17 protein-coding genes are annotated in these 19563 nt (G+C 65.6%); 6 read left to right on the forward strand and 11 right to left on the reverse strand.

The window, feature by feature from the left end:
* Positions 1-127 precede the first annotated feature (127 nt).
* Positions 128-730 (reverse strand): TetR/AcrR family transcriptional regulator, encoded by a 603-nt coding sequence (locus ACEF39_RS15885; protein ID WP_025877807.1) that lies wholly within the window; start codon positions 728-730, stop codon positions 128-130.
* Positions 731-872: 142 nt separating this feature from the next.
* On the opposite strand from ACEF39_RS15885, the gene ACEF39_RS15890 reads away from it, so the two are divergent.
* The 3 genes from ACEF39_RS15890 (at position 873) to ACEF39_RS15900 (ending at position 4804) form a co-directional block, all read left to right on the forward strand.
* On the forward strand, positions 873-1790 hold the full coding sequence (locus tag ACEF39_RS15890) for an alpha/beta fold hydrolase (RefSeq protein WP_033831779.1): 918 nt from the start codon (positions 873-875) through the stop codon (positions 1788-1790).
* Complete coding sequence (locus tag ACEF39_RS15895) at positions 1787-4264, forward strand: acyl-CoA dehydrogenase (RefSeq protein ID WP_500285748.1); 2478 nt, start codon at positions 1787-1789, stop codon at positions 4262-4264. The genes ACEF39_RS15890 and ACEF39_RS15895 overlap by 4 nt, the downstream gene beginning before the upstream one ends.
* A gap of 72 nt (positions 4265-4336) precedes the next feature.
* Complete coding sequence (locus ACEF39_RS15900; protein ID WP_500285749.1) at positions 4337-4804, forward strand: hotdog fold domain-containing protein; 468 nt, start codon at positions 4337-4339, stop codon at positions 4802-4804.
* A 502-nt stretch (positions 4805-5306) separates the two neighbouring features.
* Here the strand turns inward: ACEF39_RS15900 and ACEF39_RS15905 are convergent.
* Entirely contained in the window at positions 5307-5657 is a 351-nt protein-coding gene (locus tag ACEF39_RS15905) for a DUF1304 domain-containing protein (RefSeq protein ID WP_500285750.1), read from the reverse strand.
* Positions 5658-5726: 69 nt separating this feature from the next.
* Positions 5727-7055, reverse strand: coding sequence for an NTP/NDP exchange transporter (locus tag ACEF39_RS15910; RefSeq protein WP_500285751.1), 1329 nt, complete (start codon positions 7053-7055; stop codon positions 5727-5729).
* Positions 7056-7342: 287 nt separating this feature from the next.
* On the opposite strand from ACEF39_RS15910, the gene ACEF39_RS15915 reads away from it, so the two are divergent.
* Complete coding sequence (locus tag ACEF39_RS15915; RefSeq protein ID WP_500285752.1) at positions 7343-8743, forward strand: serine hydrolase domain-containing protein; 1401 nt, start codon at positions 7343-7345, stop codon at positions 8741-8743.
* Positions 8744-8847: 104 nt separating this feature from the next.
* Here the strand turns inward: ACEF39_RS15915 and ACEF39_RS15920 are convergent, their stop codons facing one another.
* Entirely contained in the window at positions 8848-9606 is a 759-nt protein-coding gene (locus tag ACEF39_RS15920) for an SDR family NAD(P)-dependent oxidoreductase (protein WP_500285753.1), read from the reverse strand.
* 112 nt (positions 9607-9718) lie between these two features.
* On the opposite strand from ACEF39_RS15920, the gene ACEF39_RS15925 reads away from it, so the two are divergent.
* On the forward strand, positions 9719-10621 hold the full coding sequence (locus tag ACEF39_RS15925; protein ID WP_500285754.1) for a LysR family transcriptional regulator: 903 nt from the start codon (positions 9719-9721) through the stop codon (positions 10619-10621).
* Positions 10622-10703: 82 nt separating this feature from the next.
* On the opposite strand, the gene ACEF39_RS15930 is transcribed toward ACEF39_RS15925, so the two are convergent.
* Positions 10704-11243, reverse strand: coding sequence for a histone (locus ACEF39_RS15930; protein WP_089236507.1), 540 nt, complete (start codon positions 11241-11243; stop codon positions 10704-10706).
* Between the two features lie 112 nt (positions 11244-11355).
* On the opposite strand from ACEF39_RS15930, the gene ACEF39_RS15935 reads away from it, so the two are divergent.
* Positions 11356-11949 (forward strand): hypothetical protein, encoded by a 594-nt coding sequence (locus tag ACEF39_RS15935; RefSeq protein WP_500285755.1) that lies wholly within the window; start codon positions 11356-11358, stop codon positions 11947-11949.
* A gap of 70 nt (positions 11950-12019) precedes the next feature.
* Here the strand turns inward: ACEF39_RS15935 and gcvH are convergent, their stop codons facing one another.
* The 6 genes from gcvH to ACEF39_RS15965 all read right to left on the reverse strand — a co-directional run bounded on the left by gcvH (position 12020) and on the right by ACEF39_RS15965 (position 19514).
* Positions 12020-12415: a glycine cleavage system protein GcvH gene (gcvH, locus tag ACEF39_RS15940; protein WP_089236509.1), complete on the reverse strand. Its 396-nt coding sequence runs from the start codon at positions 12413-12415 to the stop codon at positions 12020-12022.
* Positions 12416-12509: 94 nt separating this feature from the next.
* A complete protein-coding gene (gene gcvT / locus ACEF39_RS15945; protein ID WP_500285756.1) occupies positions 12510-13622 on the reverse strand; it encodes a glycine cleavage system aminomethyltransferase GcvT in 1113 nt (370 codons plus the stop codon).
* 637 nt (positions 13623-14259) lie between these two features.
* On the reverse strand, positions 14260-14694 hold the full coding sequence (locus ACEF39_RS15950; RefSeq protein WP_500285757.1) for an NfeD family protein: 435 nt from the start codon (positions 14692-14694) through the stop codon (positions 14260-14262).
* Between the two features lies 1 nt (position 14695).
* Complete coding sequence (locus ACEF39_RS15955; RefSeq protein ID WP_500285758.1) at positions 14696-15655, reverse strand: SPFH domain-containing protein; 960 nt, start codon at positions 15653-15655, stop codon at positions 14696-14698.
* A 121-nt stretch (positions 15656-15776) separates the two neighbouring features.
* Entirely contained in the window at positions 15777-16520 is a 744-nt protein-coding gene (locus ACEF39_RS15960; RefSeq protein ID WP_089236513.1) for a FadR/GntR family transcriptional regulator, read from the reverse strand.
* A 102-nt stretch (positions 16521-16622) separates the two neighbouring features.
* Entirely contained in the window at positions 16623-19514 is a 2892-nt protein-coding gene (locus ACEF39_RS15965; RefSeq protein WP_500285759.1) for a TonB-dependent receptor, read from the reverse strand.
* Between the last annotated feature and the right edge of the window lie 49 nt (positions 19515-19563).

Below are 19563 nucleotides of genomic sequence, written 5' to 3' on the forward strand. Positions count from 1 at the left end.
ATCAGCTGACGCAGCAACGGCCCCGCAAGGGGCCGTTGTTTTTTGTACGCTCGTTGCTGGCGTCGACGCCAACGAAAAAGGCCGCGGCAGTGCCGCGGCCTTTCTGCATCCAGCGATGAAGAACGCCTCAGCCGTTCGGAATCAGCGTGTCGATCAGATGTTCGACATACGCTTCGAAATCCTCGCGCGCCTGCTTGGGCTGCTGCAGCTGCAGCGACAACTGCAGGAAGCCTACATAGGCCGCATAGGCCAGGCGTGCGCGATGGCGTGCATCGGTCGAGCTCAGGCCCGCCTGGCGGAACGAGGCGATCAGGTAATCGAGCCGTCGCTGCGACACACGGTCGATCACCGGCCGCACCATCGGATGGTCAAGGGCCTTCAGCAGCTCGCTGTAGATGATGTGCGGCTGCACTTCGTGCGCCACCATCTGGAACAGCTGGCGCAGGCGCACGCGCGGGTCCGGCACGTCTTCCAGGCTGCCGAACACCTGTTCCTGCTCGAACAATTCCCAGCGTTCCAGTGCGGCCTGCAGCAGCGCATCACGCGAGGGGAAGTGCCAGTAGAAACTGCCTTTGGTCACGCCAAGGCGGCGCGCCAGCGGCTCCACCGCGACGGCACTCACACCTTGCTCGGCAATCAGATCGAGGGCCGCCTGGGCCCAGTCTTCGGCACTCAGGCGGCTGTTGCGGCCGGCACGCGGTTCGCCGGCGGAAGCGTCAGGTTGATTCATTTGCTGATTTAACCATACGCCGGGGTTCGTTGCAGTACGCGGTTGCGGCCGAAACCGTCGGCAGCCGGGCCAGAAGGGATTCCCGCAGCGCACCATACCGTGCAGTATTGACTTCCTGCAGGAGCGATCCATACTAGCAAGTATGGTTATGTCCCCTACTCCCGCTGCATTCCATGACCTGCGCCTGGAGGCTGCCCACGGTGCCTCGCTGGCTGCAACTGCCAGCACCTCCGGCCGTCGCGGACGCGTATTGTTCGCACACGGCTTTGGCCAGACCCGCCATGCCTGGACGACCACGGCCAAAGCACTGTCGGCCGCTGGCCTGCAGACTCTGGCCTACGACGCCCGCGGTCATGGCGATTCCGACTGGAATGCGGCCGATCTGGCCTATCACGGCGAGCAGTTCGCCGATGACCTGATCGTGCTGGCCGGCGAGCAGCCGCGACCGCCGGTACTGGTGGCGGCCTCGATGGGGGGCCTGTTCGGCCTGTTGGCCGAATCACGCTGGCCCGGGCTGTTCTCGGCCATGGTGCTGGTGGACATCACCCCGCGCTGGGACACCGCTGGCGTCGAGCGCATCCTCGCCTTCATGACCGCGCACCCGGAAGGATTCGCCTCGCTGTCGCAGGCTGCCGATGTGATTTCGGCCTATGTGCCGCACCGCCCGCGCAAATCCGAGGATTCACTGCGCGCCCTGCTGCGCGAAGACGGCCACGGCCGCTGGCGCTGGCATTGGGACCCGCGCCTGGTGGCCGAACTGGCCCGCGACAGCGAGCAGCACCAGGATGCACTGGCCGAGGCCGCGCGCCAGGTGAAGTGCCCCCTGCTGCTGGTCAGCGGTGGCCGCAGCGACCTGGTCACCCCGCAGACGGTGGCCGAATTCCTGGCATTGGCGCCACACGCGCGCCACGTACAGTTGCCGCAGGCCACGCACATGGTCGCCGGTGATGACAACGACGCCTTTACCGCTACTGTGTTGGACTATCTGGACGTGTTGCCCGCAGCGGATGCTGCAGCTTCGTCCGCCATAAACGAGCACGTCACCGGAGCACGCTCATGAGCCTCGTCATTCCCTTCCTCGCCCTGCTGCTGGCAGGCGCGTTCGTTGCCTACCACCGCATGCGCCTGCTGACCTGGACGCTGATCAGCGTGGCCCTGCTGGTGGCCTGCTGGTTCATTCCCTACGTCAACCAGACCGCCACGACCGTCGCTGCCGCGATACTGGCCGTGATCGTCGTGCCGCTGCTGCTGCCGTTCATCCGCAAGCCGCTGCTGACCGGCCCGATGATGAAAGTGTTCCGCAAGGTGCTGCCGCCGCTGTCGCAGACCGAGCGCATCGCACTGGAAACCGGCTCGGTCGGCTTCGAAGGCGAACTGTTCACCGGCGACCCGGACTGGAACATCCTGCTGAACTACCCCAAGCCGCAGCTGACCGCTGAAGAACAGGCCTTCCTCGACGGCCCGGTCGAAGAGCTGTGCAAGATGGTCAACGACTGGGAGATCACCCACGTCCATGCCGACCTGCCGCCGGAACTGTGGGCCTTCATCAAGAAGAACCGCTTCTTCGGCATGATCATTCCGAAGGAATACGGCGGCCTGGGCTTCAGCGCGCTGGCCCACCACAAGGTGATCCAGAAGCTGGCCTCGGTGTCTTCGGTGGTCAGCTCGACCGTCGGCGTGCCGAACTCGCTGGGCCCGGGTGAACTGCTGGTGCATTACGGCACCCAGGAACAGAAGGACCAGTACCTGCCGCGCCTGGCCGATGGCCGCGAAGTGCCCTGCTTCGGCCTGACCGGCCCGTTCGCCGGCTCCGATGCGACCTCCATTCCCGACTACGGCATCGTCTGCAAGGGCGAGTGGAACGGCGAGCAGGTGCTCGGCGTCAAGCTGACCTTCGACAAGCGCTACATCACCCTGGCCCCGGTCGCCTCGCTGATCGGGCTGGCCTTCCGCATGTACGATCCGGATGGCCTGATCGGCCAGACCCGCGACATCGGCATCACCCTGGGCCTGCTGCCGCGCGAGACCGCCGGCGTTGAAATCGGCCGTCGCCACTTCCCGCTGAACTCGACGTTCCAGAACGGCCCGATCCGCGGCAAGGACGTGTTCATTCCGCTGACCCAGCTGATCGGTGGCGCTGCAATGGCCGGCAAGGGCTGGAACATGCTCAACGAGTGCCTGGCCGTGGGCCGCTCGATCACCCTGCCCTCCACTGCCAGCGGCGGCGCCAAGGCCGGTGCCGCAGTAACCGGCGCCTATGCGCGCATCCGCAAGCAGTTCGGCCTGTCGGTCGGCCGCTTTGAAGGCGTGGAAGAAGCACTGGCCCGCATCGGTGGCAAGGCGTACAAGATCAGCGCGCTGTCGCAGGCCACCGCCGCTGCTGTGGACCGCGGTGACGTGCCGTCGGTGCCGTCGGCGATCGCCAAGTACCACTGCACCAACATGAGTCGCGAAGTGATCTCGGACATGATGGACGTGATCGGCGGCAAGGGCATCATCCTGGGGCCGCGCAACTTCGCCGGCCGCAGCTGGCAGGCCGCGCCGATCGCCATCACGGTGGAAGGCGCCAACATCATGACCCGCAGCCTGCTGATCTTCGGCCAGGGTGCGATCCTCTGCCACCCGTGGGTGCTGAAGGAAATGAAGGCCGCGCAGGACCCGGACACCCGTGCCGGCCTGCAGGACTTCGATCGCAGCCTGTTCGGCCACATCCGCTACGGCATCTCCAATGCTGTTCGTTCGTTCTGGTTCGGCCTGACCGGCGCACGCTTCGGGGCTGCCCCGGGCGATGCCTACACCCGCCGTTACTTCCGCAAGCTGGACCGTTACTCGGCCAACCTGGCGCTGATGGCCGACATCTCGATGATGACGCTCGGCGGCAAGCTGAAGTTCAAGGAATCGCTGTCCGGCCGCCTGGGCGACGTCCTGAGCCATGTCTACATGACCAGCGCCATGCTCAAGCGCTACCACGACGAAGGCGCGCCGCAGGCCGACCAGCCGCTGCTGGCCTGGGCTTTCCATGACAGCGTGCACAAGATCGAGGAATCGCTGTCGGCCGCCCTGCGCAACTTCCCGATCCGTCCGATCGGCTGGCTGATGTGGGCACTGATCTTCCCGCTGGGCCGTCGTGCCGAGGCCCCGGGCGACCGCCTGAGCCGTCGCGTGGCTGCGCTGCTGATGGCACCGAACGAAGCCCGTGACCGTCTCGCCAGCGGCGTGTTCCTGACCCCGTGCGAGAACAACCCGGGTGGCCGCATCAACAGCTACCTGAGCAAGGCGATCATGGCCGAGCCGGTGGAGCGCAAGTTCCTGAAGGCGCTGAAGAGCAAGGGCATCGAAGCGCTGGACTTCAACAGCCAGCTCGACGAGGCCGTGGCCGAGGGCGTGATCACCCAGGACGAGCGCAGCCTGCTGGAAGAGCTGCGTACGCTGACCCTGGACACCATCACCGTGGACGATTTCGACACCCACGAACTGCGCGCGGCCAGCTATTACGACCGCCAGAACAAGGACCCGCACTCGCAGGCGGCCTGATCGCCCGCGACACGCGTTGCCTCGACGGCGGGCCTGGCCCGCCGTCGCTTTGTCCGCCAACCGGAAACCGCCATGTCCACGCCCCTGCTTTCGCTCTATCACCGCCTGCAGCGCTGGCCTGCCGGCAACTGGTTGTTCTCGCGCGCGGTGTGCTTCAAGGCACCCTACTTCGCCAGCATCGCCCCGCGCATCACTCTCCTCGAGAACGGCCGCTGCGAGGGCACGCTGGCCGACCGCCGCAAGGTGCGCAACCACATCGGTACGGTGCACGCGATCGCGATGTGCAATCTGGCCGAGCTGACCGCCGGGCTGATGGTCGATGCGTCGCTGCCGAAGGGCATGCGTTGGATCCCAAAGGGGATGCAGGTGCAATACCTGGCCAAGGCCCGTGGCACGCTGCATGCGACGGCCTTGCCGGCGCAGCCGATCGTGGTGGCAGCCGAAGGCTACGCGCTGCCGGTGACGGTGAGCGTGCGCGACCACGCGGGCACGGACGTGTTCAGTGCGGTCATCGACATGTGGGTGTCGCCGGCGAAGTGATGTTGCCGCGAACGGCGCAGCCCCTCGTGGGTTGGTCGCTGGAAGCGGGTCATGGGTTGGGCCGGAGGGCTGGGATGCCCAGGGGACGCCGTGAATACGTCCCTGTAGGCTCGGGCGCGCCATCCATGGCGCTTACGCCCCTGCGCATCCCACCCCTCCGGCCTCTGACAGATCTCTGCGGCGTCCACCCACGCAAGAGAAAAAAGAAGAGCAAAAGCAAAAACAAAAGCGGCCGGTGGCCGCTTTTTCATGCGCGCAGAACCACGAGCGCAGCAACCCGCTGTTGCTCTTGATCTTCTTTTTCTTCTCCGTGGGCTGGCCGCGCACGGAACCTGTCAGGGGTGGGGCGGGTGGGCCGTGCAGGGGCGTTGGCGCCATGGATGGCGCCATCGAGCTTACAGGGACGTACTTGCAGCGTCCCCTGCACGGCCCACCCGCCCCGCCAAGCGCGGCTTTTGATCTAAGCGGCCAACCACGAGGGGCTCAGCCGTTGGCTGGAAACTCACGCCACAGCGCGAAGAATCAACGCCAGGATCGCCGGCACCGCCTGGATCATGAAAATGCGCCGGCTCACGCTGTAGGCGCCATAGCACCCCGCCACCACCACGCACGCCAGCGAGAACGTCACCAGCACCGGCTGCGCCAGCACCAGCCCCACCACGATGCCCGCCGCCAGGAAGCCGTTGTACAGACCCTGGTTGGCCGCCAGCACGCGCGTGGTCTCCGCCTTCTGCGGTGAATTGCGGAACGTCTTCAGGCCCAGCGGCCGGGTCCACAGGAACATCTCCAGCACCAGGAAATACAGGTGCAGCACGGCGACCAGCACGGTCAGCAGCAGCGCTAGCAATGACATCGACTCTCTCCTTTGGAAAGTTGGGGTCAGAGCCCTTTTCCAATGAAAAGGGATCTGACCCTGGATCACTCAACGGTCGCGCGGCAGCTTCTTTTCTTCGCGCAGCACGCCGAACGCCGCAGCGGTCATGCAGGCAGCCACCACCACGCCGCCGACGAATACCACGTGCGAGCCGAACAACGACAGCCCCTTGTGCAGCCAGGCGAAGGTCAGGTCGGCGCCGCGGTACACCACCGTGTCGATCGCTGCGCCGGCCTTGTAGCGCCACTGCCGGTCCACGCGGGTGTAGATGGTTTCGCGGGCCGGCTTGGCCAGGGCGAACTCGCTGGCGCGGGTCATCACCTGCACCACCGCCACCATCAGCGGCATCGGCGATGCGGCCAGCACCGAGAAGCCGATCAGGATCGCAAAACCGGGAATCAGCAACGCCGGCGCGATGCCGTGGCGCGACAGCAGCCAGCGGGTCAGCCCGAGCTGCATCAACAGCGCCAGCCCGTTCACCGCCAGGTCGATGCGCGAAAAGAAGGCTGTGGCAGCGCCTGCATCGGTGAACGAGGCACGCACGATGGTGGCCTGCTGGTTGTACAGCAACGTGCCGACACCCACGCCGAACAGCACCATGATCGCCAGCCAGCGCAGCAGGGGCTCGCGCGCGATCAGCTTCAGGCCATCAAGCACGCTGCCGCCCATTGGCTGCTCGCCGGACGCCAGTTGCTGCTCGCGCTCGCGCAGCACCGCCCAATGCCGCAGGCGCCAGATGCACAGCAGGCAGACGGCCAGGAAGCCGGCCGACACCAGCATCAGATTGGCAATACCGACCCGCTGCACCAGCGCACTGGTAATGATCGGGCCGAGGAAGGCGCCGACGGTACCCGCTGCACCTATATAGCCGTAGTACGCCCGTGCCTGCGCATTGGAGAAAACGTCGGCCATGAAGCTCCAGAACACCGCCACCGCAAACAGGTTGAAGACCGTGATCCAGAAGAAGAACGCCATGCCACGCCCCGGCATGCCGCTGTCGAACAGCGCATAGAAGCCCAGCAGGGTGGCGATGAAGAAGCCGTACACCGCCGGCAGGAACACCCGCCGCGGGAAGCGGCTGACCAGCCAGCCATAGACCGGCTGCAGGACCAGCATGATCACGAACACGCAGGAGAACAGGAACTGCAGGACGAAGTCCTTCAGGGCGATGCCATGGCTGGCGAACCAGGCGATCAACGCCACCGGGAACACCGTCTCCAGGTCGGCCGAAGCGGCCATCGCCTCGCGTACCGGCCGCAGCACGTAGTAGCCGCTGAGCAGGCAGAAGAAGTACAGGAACGACCACCACAGCGCCGGCGACTCGCGCAGCGCGGCCAGCAGGCCCTTCAGTGCCCCGCTCTCCCGCGCCGCGCTCACGCGGCTCCCCTCGCCCGCAAACGGCGGTTGGACAGCGGCATGGCGGGCTCCGGGGGCAGTGAAGCGCGTACGTTATCCAATGCACTGCAACATCGCCAGCGCAGGCGGCGCCGATGGCTGCAACGCAGTGTCACGGACTGGCCCGGCGGACACCTTGTGATACACGCTTTTCTGGCGTCAAAAATCCAACTTTTTCAACGAGATGCGCATTCATCTTCGCTTTGTTTGTGCACAGGCGAAAAGCGGCGCTAGAATCATCCCCAGCAGTCGCGCACGGGTTCCAACCGATGAAAAAGAACAGCCTGCGTCGTCCGATCCGTTCGGCGGCCACCGGTTTGCTGGGCATGTTGATGCCCCTTGCCTTGTCCACCACCGCGCAGACCCCGCCGGCGTTGCCGCCGATGCCGACCAACATCGAGACCGCTGCCGGTGGCGCCATCGCCCACACCCAGCCGGCGGCCTACCGCACCGGGCTGGTGCCGCAGGTGCAGTTGCCGGCCGCTGGCTTCAACGTCGCCAACATCGAATCGATGGCGCAGCAGCTCACCTATGGCGAGCGCGTGCCGGGCATGGCCGTGGCCATCGTGCAGGGCGGCCGCGTGCTCAGCGCGCGCGGCTACGGCGTCACCGACGTCAACAACCCGTTGCCGGTCGACGCCCACACCGTGTTCCGCCTGGCGTCGCTGTCCAAGGCCTTCGCCGGCACCATGGCTGGCCTGCTGGTCAACGATGGCACCCTGCGCTGGGACAGCAAGGTCACCGACTATGTGCCGGGCTTCCGCCTGAACTCGCCGGAGGCCACCGACCGCCTCACCGTGGCCGATGTACTCAGCCACCGCGTCGGCCTGCCGTACAACGCCTACGACCGCGACATCGAAGGCAATGCCGAGTACTACGCGCTGACCCAGAAGCTGGCCAACACCGGCCTGAAGTGCCTGCCGGGCGACTGCTACGCCTACCAGAACGTGGCCTTCAGCCTGATCGGCGACGTCGTGTATGCGGCCTCCGGCAGCTTCTACGAGCAGTCGGTCGAACGCCGCATCTTCAAGCCGCTGGGCATGAACGATGCCAGCCTCGGCCTGGCCGGCATCCAGGCCAGCTCGCGCTGGGCACGCCCGCACGTGCGCAGCCGCAACGGCTGGGTGTCGCTGACGCCGAAGCCGACCTATTACCGCGTGGCCCCGGCTGCCGGTGTCAACGCCAGTGCCAGTGACATGGCGCAGTGGCTGCTGGCCCATACCGGCCACCGTCCTGACGTGCTGCCGGCACCGCTGCTGGCCACCCTGCACTCCAGCCTGATCAACACGCCCGGCGAGATGCGCTCGGGCTGGCGCCGCGAACGCCTGCACTCGGCCGGCTACGCGCTGGGCTGGCGCACCTTCGACTACGCCGGTCACGATGTGGTGTTCCATGCCGGCGCCGTGCAGGGTTACCGTGGTCTGGTGGCATTGGTGCCCGAGCGCGACCTCGGCATCGCCATCATGTGGAACGGTGAAAGCAGCCTGCCCAGCGGCCTGTTGCCGACCGTGCTCGACGCAGCCCTCGGCCTGCCGTCGCAGCGTTGGCTGGACGTGGACACCGACTTCGGCAGCGACAATCTGATGGCCGAGGGTGCCGCCCCGGCACAGCAGGACAAGCGCAAGGGCAAGGGAGCCTCGGGCAACCGCGCGGTGGCCTCGCCGCGCTGAGCTGGCGAACTCGACGTTGAGCAGAAGGGCGGCCCTCGGTCGCCCTTTTTGCGTCAGCGACCTCCACGCGGCGCCAAGCCCTGCCCGGCCGCGCGTCGACGATGCTAGTGGGCGAAGTAGTGCATTCCCCCATCCACCGGAATCACCGCGCCGGTGATGTACCCCGCCAACGGTGAGGCCAGGAACGCTACCAGGTGGGCCACCTCCTCCGGTTCGCCGAAACGCCCCATCGGGATGTTGCGGGCGATGAACTCACGTCGGCTCTCTTCGGTGGGATGCAGCCGATCCAGGATCTGCGCGCTGTTGATACGCCCCGGGGCGATCGAGTTGATGGTGATGCCCTCGCCCGCCACGTCGCAGGACAGCCCCTTGCTCCACAGATGCAGCGCCGCCTTCGCCGGGCTCGCAGCATTCACCGCGCGCGGCTCCATCGACCCGCTGAGGTTGATGACACGCCCCCAGCCATTGGCCCGCATCGACGGCAGCAACGCCTGTGTCAGCCGTCGTGCCGCCGAGAAGTTCAGCGCCATCGCCTCGTCCCACACCTCATCTGCTGCAGCCACCCCGGCCAACCGTGCACCACCGGCTGCATTGACCAGGATATCCACGCGCTGCAGCGCCTCCAGCGATGCGCTGGCGATGCGTTGCACATCGTCGGCGTCGGTCAGATCACCCATCACCACGACCGGTACCGGCCCACCCGCCGCCTCGATCGCGGCCGCCACCGACTGCAACGGCGCCTGCCGCCGCGCGGTGATCGCCACGCGCACACCCAGCGTTGCCAGCACCCGCGCGACACCGGCGCCGATGCCACTGCCTGCGCCGGTGACCAGCGCGGTACGTCCTTCAAGATCCAGTTTCATGTGTTGCCCTGCCAGGTTCTGCCGGCCCATCTGGCCGTGCGGACATGCTCTTTGAATACCTTCGATTGATAAACTTCGGCGAGGTTTCAACATTCAGAACCCGGGGTGTCAGATGAACCTGTTGGAGAGCATGCAGGTCTATGTGCTGGCCGTGGAAAAGGGCAGCCTCAGTGCCGCGGCGTCGGCACTGGACATCTCCGCGACGATGGCCGGCAAGCACCTGCGCGCCCTGGAGGAACGGCTGGGCATGCAGCTGTTGAGCCGCACCACGCGACGGCAGCACATGACCGCTTTCGGTGAGGCCTACTACGGCCGCTGCAAGGAGATCCTGCGCCTGGTGGAAGAAACGGATGCGCAGGCCCAGCATCACCATCTGGCACCGGCGGGCAAGCTGCGGATCAGTGCACCGGTGATCTTCGGCACGCATGCGCTGGTGCCGGCACTATCGACCTACATGGACCGCTACCCCGAGGTCAGTGTCGAACTGGTGCTGGCCGATCGCGTGGTCGAACTGGCCGATGAGGGATTCGAGGCCGCGATCCGCATCGGCACGCTTGCCGACACCACGCATCTGGTGGCGCGTCCGCTCAGCCCCTATCGGCTGACCTTGTGCGCATCACCGGCCTATCTCGCACGGCATGGCACGCCGCACAGCGTGCAAGCGCTGCAACAGCATCAATGCCTGTCGCTGGATCCGGCTGCGCTGTCGCATTGGCTTGGCAACGAGGCAGCGTCGGCGGGGCAGCCGCCCTCAGCACGCCTGCAAATCAACAACGGCGAAGCGTTGCGGCTGGCCGCGCTGCAGGGCCTGGGCATCATCCTGCAGTCGAGCCTGCTGCTGGCAGCGGACATCGCTGCGGGTGGCCTGGTCCCGTTGCTGCCGGAACATGGCCGGCACGGTCGGCCCATGCACGTGGTCTATCCGCACGACCGTTATCACTCGACCCGGCTGCGCAGCTTCGTGGATTTCCTGGTCGAGCGGTTTCCCGGTGAAGCAGCTGACCGTCGCAGCTAGCCAAAGCTGATGCCCATAAAAAAACCCCCTCCCCGCTGGGCAGTCGGGGAAGGGGTCTCAGGGTACGGCTATCGGGAAGTACTTAGATCAGCGGTGCCGGCGTTGCCGGAAGGGCCACCGGGGCGGCCTTCTTCTTGCGGGCGGCCGGCTTGCGCTTGGCAACCTTCTTGGCAGCCTTCTTCGGGGCAGCCTTCTTGGTGGCCTTCTTCGCAGTCTTCTTCACCGCCTTCTTGGCGGTCTTCTTTACCGCCTTCTTCACTGCCTTCTTGGCGACCTTCTTGGCCGGCTTGCGGGCAGTAGCTTTCTTGGCGGTCTTCTTTACGGCCTTCTTGGCAGTCTTCTTGGTGGCCTTCTTGGCTACCTTCTTGACGGCCTTCTTCGCGGTCTTCTTTACGGCCTTCTTGGCAGTGGACTTCTTGGCTACCTTCTTCGCAGCCTTCTTCACTGTCTTCTTCGCCGTGGCCTTCTTGGCGACCTTCTTGGCAGCCTTCTTCACTGCCTTCTTGGCCGTCGCCTTCTTCGCGACCTTCTTCACTGCCTTCTTGGCAGCGGCCTTCTTGGCGACCTTCTTCACCGCTTTCTTGGCGGCAGGCTTTTTCTTCGCAGCTTTCTTGGTTGCCATGGTGATGGCTCCTCGTCAGTGATAGGGAGTTGAAACGCCCAGGTGGATCAAACCCGCCCATGCTGCGTGCGGGGACCGCCGGCGCGTCAGGCGCGCCGTTACGGATGCGGTGATGCCCGCCACGATCGGCGGAGCAGGCATCGGAACAGGGGTCGCCTTGCATTTCTCCGGGGGAAGCGGGGCCATGTCCACCGTCGTCAGGATCGCGGTGGTCTTCGAGGGGCTGCTTCGCATCGGACGATTGATTCTGCGCACTCGGTTTGGCAGGCAAGGTCTGCTGAGGCGAAACCTAATCACGGTTTTTTTTACTGTCAACAACCCCCGCGAAAAATTTTCACATCCGCCGCGTCCCGGGAGCCCTTCCTGCGCCTGCCGCTGCGCCTTCGCGAGCGCCAGCAAACACTGCATCGCGCAGCGCCGCCGCCATCAGCTGCGCACGATCATCGAAGAAAAAACACTTGAAATAGGCACTCTGCGTCATGCACAGGGAGGAGATGGAACATCGCACGGCGACGTGGTCGTGCATGGCGACGCACTCGCCAACGCCAGCACAACGGACCTGCAACAAGGCCAAAAACTTTTCACATCCGGGCGCGCCGCCGCGGGGGTGGAAACGCGGATTTGCGCAAAACTGCGCACGCCTTTTGGCCGCGCTCAACACCGGCTGATGCCATGGCGATGGCATGCGGCGAACCGGTCGGCATAAGTTCGACGCGTCCTCCGAAACGAAAACGGCCACCCGAGGGTGGCCGTCTTCGTACCGGGGAAGCAACGACTCAGTGCTCTTCGTCTTCCAGGCCTTCGGCGTACGCGTCCGGGTCCAGCAGCTCGTTGAGCTCTTCGCTGTTGGACACTTCGACCACGAACATCCAGCCGTCGCCGTAGGCGTCTTCGTTGATGGTTTCCGGCTTGTCGGCCAGCGCCGAGTTGACCTCGACGATGGTGCCGCTGATCGGGCTGTAGACGTCGGAGGCGGCCTTCACCGACTCCACGACCGCGATCTGCTCGTTGGCCTTGGCGGTCGTGCCGACTTCCGGCAGCTCGACGTAGACCAGGTCACCCAGCAGGCCCTGAGCGTGGTCGGAAATACCGACGGTCACGCGGCCATTGCCTTCGACACGGGCCCACTCATGGGACTTGAGGAACTTGAGGTCGCCGGGGATCTCGCTCATGGGACTGCTCCAGAGATATGCAGGGGGTGGAAAAAACGGGGCTAGTGTAACCAACCGGCCGCCACTGCTGGCAGTGACGACCGGCACGTTTGGATCACGCGTCGGTGAGCACGCCGGGCTGGGCCTGGCCTTCGCGCACGAACGGGAACTTGACCACCCGCACCGGCACCTGACGGCCGCGGATGTCGACGGTGACCTGACCGAGTTCACCGGCCGGTACGCGCGCGAATGCGATGCCCTTGGCCAGGGTCGGCGAGAAGGTGCCGGACAGGATCTCGCCCTGGCCGCCGGCCGTGGTGACCGCTTGGCCATGGCGCAGCACGCCCTTCTCATCCATTACCAGGCCGATCATCTGACGGGCGTTGCCGGCGGCCTTCTGCGCCTCCAGCACGTCGCGGCCGATGAAGTCACGGCCTTCGTCCAGCGACACCGTCCAGGCCAGCGCCGCTTCGTACGGGCTGATCGCTTCGTCCATGTCCTGGCCGTACAGATTCATGCCGGCTTCCAGGCGCAGGGTATCGCGCGCGCCGAGACCGGCCGGCTTCACGCCGGCAGCAAGCAGGCGGTTCCAGAACGCGACCACGGCATCCTGCGGCAGCAGGATCTCGAAACCGTCTTCGCCGGTGTAGCCGGTGCGGGCGACGAACAGTTCAACGCCGTCGTCGGACTGCGCCTGCAGCGCGGCGAAACGGCCGAGCTTGCCCAGCGACTCACGGTCGGCTTCGCGGGCCAGGCCGATGACGATGTCGCGCGCCTGCGGACCCTGCACGGCGAGGATTGCCAGGTCCGGCCGCTGCTCGACCGAAACGTTGAACGGCGCAGCCTGCTCGCGCAGCCACGCCAGATCCTTCTCGCGGGTGGAGGCATTGACCACCATGCGGAAGAAGTCTTCGCCCAGGTAATAGACGATCAGGTCGTCGATGACGCCGCCCTGCGGATTCAGCATGCACGAGTACAACGCCTTGCCGGTGATCTTGAGCTTGTCGACCGAGTTGGCCAGCAGGCGGCGCAGGAACGGCTTGACCTGGTCGCCGCGCAGGTCGACCACGGTCATGTGGCTGACGTCGAACACGCCCGACTCACGACGCACCAGGTGGTGCTCGTCCAGCTGCGAGCCGTAGTGGATGGGCATGTCCCAACCCCCGAAATCGACCATCTTGGCGCCAAGGGCGCGGTGGGTATCGTTGAGCAGCGTCTTCTGGGTCATGACCGGGTCCGGCAGCAGAGGAAACAAGAACGCGCATTATCCCAGATCGGTCGGTCGCAGGTCGCGCCGCAGCGCAGCGGGGGATGGTCGGTTGTGGCCGGCCGGCGGCCGGCGGGCGCTTTCTACAAGCCAGGCAACGGCAACGGCCAAAGCGCATCGGCTCGGCGACGTCTGTGGGCTGGTGGGGCGATGTGGGGTTGCGGGACACGCCGCAAGTACGTCCGTGTAGGCTCGTAGGCGCCATCCATGGCGCCTGCGGTCCCTCCACCCCACACCGCCCCACCCCGACAGGTTCCCGGTGACGGGACGGAAGGCAAGAGCGGTTGTGGATGTCGATACATATATGGAGAGAAGGGTCGGAGCCCTTTCCTGCGGAAAGGGATCCGACCCCGGGCACACAGAGCGCAGCGACCGCGTTTGCTTCCCGCTTTTAATTTCTTTTCCGTGGTCTGGACGCGCACGGAAACTGTCGGGGGTCGGGCGGGTGGGCTGGGCAGGGGTGTCCGCGGCATGGATGGCGCGGCCAAGCCTACAACGACGTACTTGCGGCGCCCCCTGCACAGCCCACCCGCCCGACCCAACCCAGCATCTGCCTCAGCGAACACCCACGAGGGGCTGCGCCGTTTGCTGGAAAAACTCAGCCGGCCGCTTCGACCACCAGCGCACTGCCCTGCACCGCCACCACCCGCACCAGCGTGCCGGCCGGCAGCTCCGGTCCACTCACCTGCCACGACGCGTCATCGATGCTGACCCTGCCCTGCCCGCCGACGATGGCCTGCTGCAATGGCACCACCCGCCCGATCAGTTGTTCAGCGCGACGGTTCAGCAGCGGCGCGTCGCTCTGCCGCGCACGCGGCTTGCCCCAGTGCCGGTAGCACTGGATGGACAGCACGCTCAGCACCACGAAGGCGATTACCTGCCACAGCACCGGAATATCGGCGAACGCCGCTACCAGCGCGAACACCGCCGCCGCACCGATGCCGATCCACAGCATGAACGCACCGGGCGCCAGCGCTTCGGCGGCGAACAGCAGCAAGGCCAACGCGCCCCAGGCAACGACTTCCCAGCGCATGTCAGCCTCCGATCGGTGGCGGCCGCTTTGCCTGCGGCCGGGTTTCCTGGTTGGACAGGGCCTGCTTGGCCAGCTCGGCCACGCCGGCGATCGAACCAATCACGCCGCTGGCCTCCATCGGCATCAGCACCAGCTTCTGGTTCGGCGATGTGGCCAGTTCCTTGAACGCTTCCACATACTTCTGGGCGATGAAGTAGTTGATGGCCTGGACGTCGCCGTCGGCGATCGCCGCCGACACCACCTGGGTCGCCTTGGCTTCGGCTTCGGCCAGGCGCTCGCGGGCTTCGGCGTCGCGGAACGCGGCCTCGCGCCGCCCCTCTGCTTCCAGCACCGTGGCCTGCTTCTCGCCTTCGGCACGCAGGATCTCGGACTGCCGCGAACCTTCCGCCTCGAGGATCTGCGCGCGCTTCTCGCGCTCGGCCTTCATCTGCCGTGCCATCGCATCAAGCAGGTCGCGCGGCGGCTGGATGTCGCGGATCTCGATGCGGTTGACCTTCACGCCCCAGGGATTGGTCGCCTGGTCGACCACGCTGAGCAGCTTGGCGTTGATCACCTCGCGCTGGCTGAGTGATTCATCCAGGTCCATCGAGCCGATCACGGTACGGATGTTGGTCTGCACCAGGGCGATCATCGCCACTTCCAGCACGGACACCTCGTAGGCGGCCTTGGCCGCGTCCAGTACCTGGAAGAACACCACGCCATCAACGCGCACGGCGGCGTTGTCCTTGGTGATCACTTCCTGGCCGGGCACGTCCAGCACCTGTTCCATCATGTTCACCTTGCGCCCCACCCCGTAGACGATCGGGATCAGGAAATGCAGGCCGGGCGACATGGTGTGGGTGTAACGGCCGAACCGCTCGACGGTCCATTCATAGCCCTGTGGCACCATCCGCACCGCCTTGAACAGGATGACCACGGCCACGAAGGCCAGTACCGCGCTGAAGAACATGGTCGGGAACATCGCGCTTTCCTTATGGGAGACGTCCGGAGCCCAGCATAGCGCGTGGATGCAGGCGATGCGGGTACCGCACGTTCCAGCCGAAAGCAGCCGAGCGTGGCCCGGCACTACAGGATGAACCCGGTCAGATCCGGGTCGTGGCCAGGAAGCGCTCGCGGTCCTGCTGGGTCTGCCGGCGGATCTCGGCCAGCGCCTGGCTTTCGGTCGCCTCCAGCATCGCCTCGAACAGGCGCTGGAAGTGATGACGCATCGCATTGCGTGCCGCGACCGGATCGCGCGCGCGCAGACCTTCAAAGATCGCCATGTGCTCGTCGGCGCGGCTGGCACCATCGTCATGGCACACCCGGGCATAGACCTCGGTCACCCGCGGCAGCTCGCTGCGCATGCGCCAGATCTGCTGCACCAGATACTCGACCACCGGATTGCCCGACAGGCGGGCGATGGCCAGGTGGAAGCGGCGGTCGTAGTCGCCGGCCTCCTCATCGGTGAGGTCACGCCGGCACAGTGCTTCGGCCAGTACCTGCAGCTCGGCGATGCCAGCCTCATCGATATTGCTTGCCGCCAGCGCAGCGGCTTCCGCCTCGAACACGGCACGCGCCGCGGTCAGGTCGAAGGCGCTGATGTCGGGCAATCCACCGACGGCCTGTGCCGGGCGCGGTTTCACATAGACACCCGAGCCGATACGGATCGCGATCCAGCCCTGTGCTTCCAGGGCGATTTCCGCCTCGCGGATGGTGACCCGGCTGACGCCGAAGCGTTCGGCAAGTTCACGTTCGCCCGGCAGGCGCGAACCCGACGGATATTCGCCATCTTCGATCAGCTTGCGGAGCTTGGCGGCGATGGTCTGGTAAAGACGGTTGGCGGACATGCGGCTGACCCTTGGCGGTTCCCTCCGGGCCCGTCCCCGGCCACCGGGCACGGTGCGGGTCCGGTTGGAGCGACGGCGCGACCATTGGCCGCGCCGCCCTGTTCAGAACTTGTATCGTACACCGAAATACGCGCGCCGCCCGTAGCTCACCACCTCGCGGAAATTCCCGTAAAGCGGTTGGTATGCCACACGCGGTTCGTCGGTCAGGTTCATCAGTTCCAGCGACAACGACAGCTGCTTGCTCACCTGGTAGCGAAGGCGCAGGTCGACGCTGGTGTTGTCATCGTAATAGCGGTTCTGCTGCGCCGTGTTGCCGGTGAAGTCCTGGTAGTAGTGCGAACGGAACTTGCCGATGGCCTGGATGTTGAAGCGGCCCACATCCCAGTAGAGGGAACCGGACAGCACGTGCCGCGAGAATCCGCTCAGGCCGGCTGGCGGCACGATGGCCGGAATGATCGATCCATCGGCGGCCAACTGCTCGCCCAACCGCGAATCCTGGGTCTGGTAGTCGGCGTCGGCATAGTTGTAGCTGACCTTGAAGCCGAGGCCATCGAACGGCTTGGGCAGGTACGAGAACCGGTGGGTGGCACTGAGCTCGATACCGGTCAGGGTGCTGTCCTCATCGGTGGTCACCTGCTGGCGCACCGGCACGGTCACCGTCTGTCCGTTGAGGGTGTAGGTTTCCGGCACCAGCGCGGTGGCGGTGCCGCCGTTGAACTGCTTCCAGTACACCGCACCGGCCAGCAGCGTGTCCGGGTTTGCATACCACTCCAGCGAGACATCGCCGTTCCAGGACATCAGCGGCTGTGCGGCCGGATTGCCGCTGGCACTGATGTCGTCCAGCGCGTCGGCCAGGCCGGTATAGGTGGCATCGCTGCTGACATTGATGGTTCGACCGGCACCGAGTGCAGCGATATCCGGCCGCGACATCGCCCGGTACGCCCCCACCCGCAGCAGCAGGTCCGGCTTCAGCTCGAAGGCGGCATTCAGGCTTGGCAGCAGCTTGTCGTTGCCCGACTTGAACACCTGGGTGGTGAAATCACCCGTGGGCTGCAGGCGGATCGTGCCGTCGCCGTTGTCGATGATCGCCAGGTCGGTGCGCACACCTTCCGAGCGCACGTCGGTCTTGACCCAGCGCAGGCCGACATTGCCGGTGACCGGCAGCCCGAACAGCGTGCTGCTGAACTCGCCCATCAGGTACAGCGCGCGGGTTTTCTCGGTCACATCGACGTTGTTCGGATCCTGGAAATCCGGGTCCAGGCCGCTGGCGCTGGTGCCGCGGAAGGACTCATAAAGGCAGCTCGGATCGAAGTACGCCCACGAGGAGATCGTGTTGCCGCTGGCCGCATCCATGAAGTCGTCCTGCGGGAACGGTGCACGACAGGCACGGTTGGCGGCGATGATCTTCGCCTTGTCGGCCGCTACGCGCTGGTCGTAGTCGGTCACCAGGGTGTTGTCGCGCAGGCGGTAGTCGGCTTGGCTGGCGCGCACGCCGCCCTTGATGCGGGTGAAGAAGCCGGACTCGGGCATGAAGCTGGCATCAAAGCGGCCAGCCTTGATCTTGTGGTCATTCTCGGTCGCGCTGGAGGTCACCCTTGCCGCACCGGTGTAGGCATCCCAGTTGTTCGGGTCGAAGTTCGGCGCCAGCGCCACGCTCGGCACCTCGCCATGCCAGTCCCAGTCGTAGTCGACATAACCGGTGGCGCCGCTGCTGATGCCCGGCACGACGGCGTTGTTGACGTCGCGCTGGTTGGCGCGCAGCCGGGTCATGCGCTCGCTGTCCAGGCGGTTGGTATGCGAATAGGAAAGATCGGTGGACAGTTCCCAGGCCGGGCTCGGGCGCAGGATCAGGTTGAGGCCGCCACCGGTGTACTCCTCGCCACGCCAGTAGCGGTTGGAGGTCGAATCGATGGAGGTGCTGCCATGCAGGTGACGGACGATACCGTCCTCGTCCACCTCGCGCTGGGTGATGCCGCGACGTGCGTTGGACAGGCTCAGGTCGCTGCGGTTCTCGTCCCAGTTGCGCTCGGTATGCTCGAAATCGAGGTTGACCTCGACCACGTCGTTGGGCCGCCACTGGATCGCCGCGAATTCGCTCTGGCGATCATTGCGTTCCTGCTTCAGGCGATAGATGCGGCTGCTTGGCACCAGGTAATAGGGGGCGCCGTTGGCGATGGCCTGCGCGCTGACTTCACTGCAGTTGGCATTGGCCACGTTCTGCCTGCCATCGCAGGCATACCAGGTGGAGCCGCTGGTGATGCTCTCCTCCGGATCGGTGCCCTCAAGCCGCTGGACGCCCAGCGAGATGCCGAGCTTCTGGCCGTTGCCGAATTCGAACTGGTCGATGTAGCTGGCGGTACCGCGATAGCCGATGCCATCGTCGTCGCGGTACTTCTTGTCATACTCGGCCCAGCTGCCGCGCAGATCGATCTGCGCCGAGCGCTTGCCGTACTCCAGCGGCTTCACCGTTTCCAGCCCGATGGTGCCGGCGACACCGCCTTCGATGATGTCGGCGCGCTGGGTCTTGTAGATCGCCACCGTATTGATCAGCTCGGCCGGGAACATGTTGAAGTTCACCGAACGATCGCCGCTGCCGTTGGTGATCTCGCGGCCATTGAAGTTGGTGCTGCTGAGGAATGCGCCGAGACCACGGATCGAGATTTCCGACGCGCCGGTCTTGTCGCGGGTCGAGGCGGCACCGGTCAGCGTTTCGATCGCATCGGCCAGCGATGGCGCGGGCAGGTCACCGATGTCATCTGCCGACAACACATCGGCGATCACCGTGTCGTCGCGTTTCTTGTTGATCGAACTCTGCATCGACTCGCGGATGCCGGTGACCTGGACCTGGTCCAGGGTGGTGGCGTCCTGCCCGGAACCGGTCGCGGCAGACTGCGCCTGTACGGCCGGCGAAGCGGCCAGCGCAGCGAGCAGTGCCACGATCAGTGGTGTGGGTGACAACGGTGTACGACGTACAACTCCGGCAGGTTGCCGCATGGTTTTCCTCCTCCCAAAGGATCGCCCGGACGGTAGGCGTGGAACGCAG

The sequence above is a fragment of the Stenotrophomonas indicatrix genome (genome assembly GCA_041545745.1).
Lineage (GTDB): Bacteria > Pseudomonadota > Gammaproteobacteria > Xanthomonadales > Xanthomonadaceae > Stenotrophomonas > Stenotrophomonas indicatrix_A.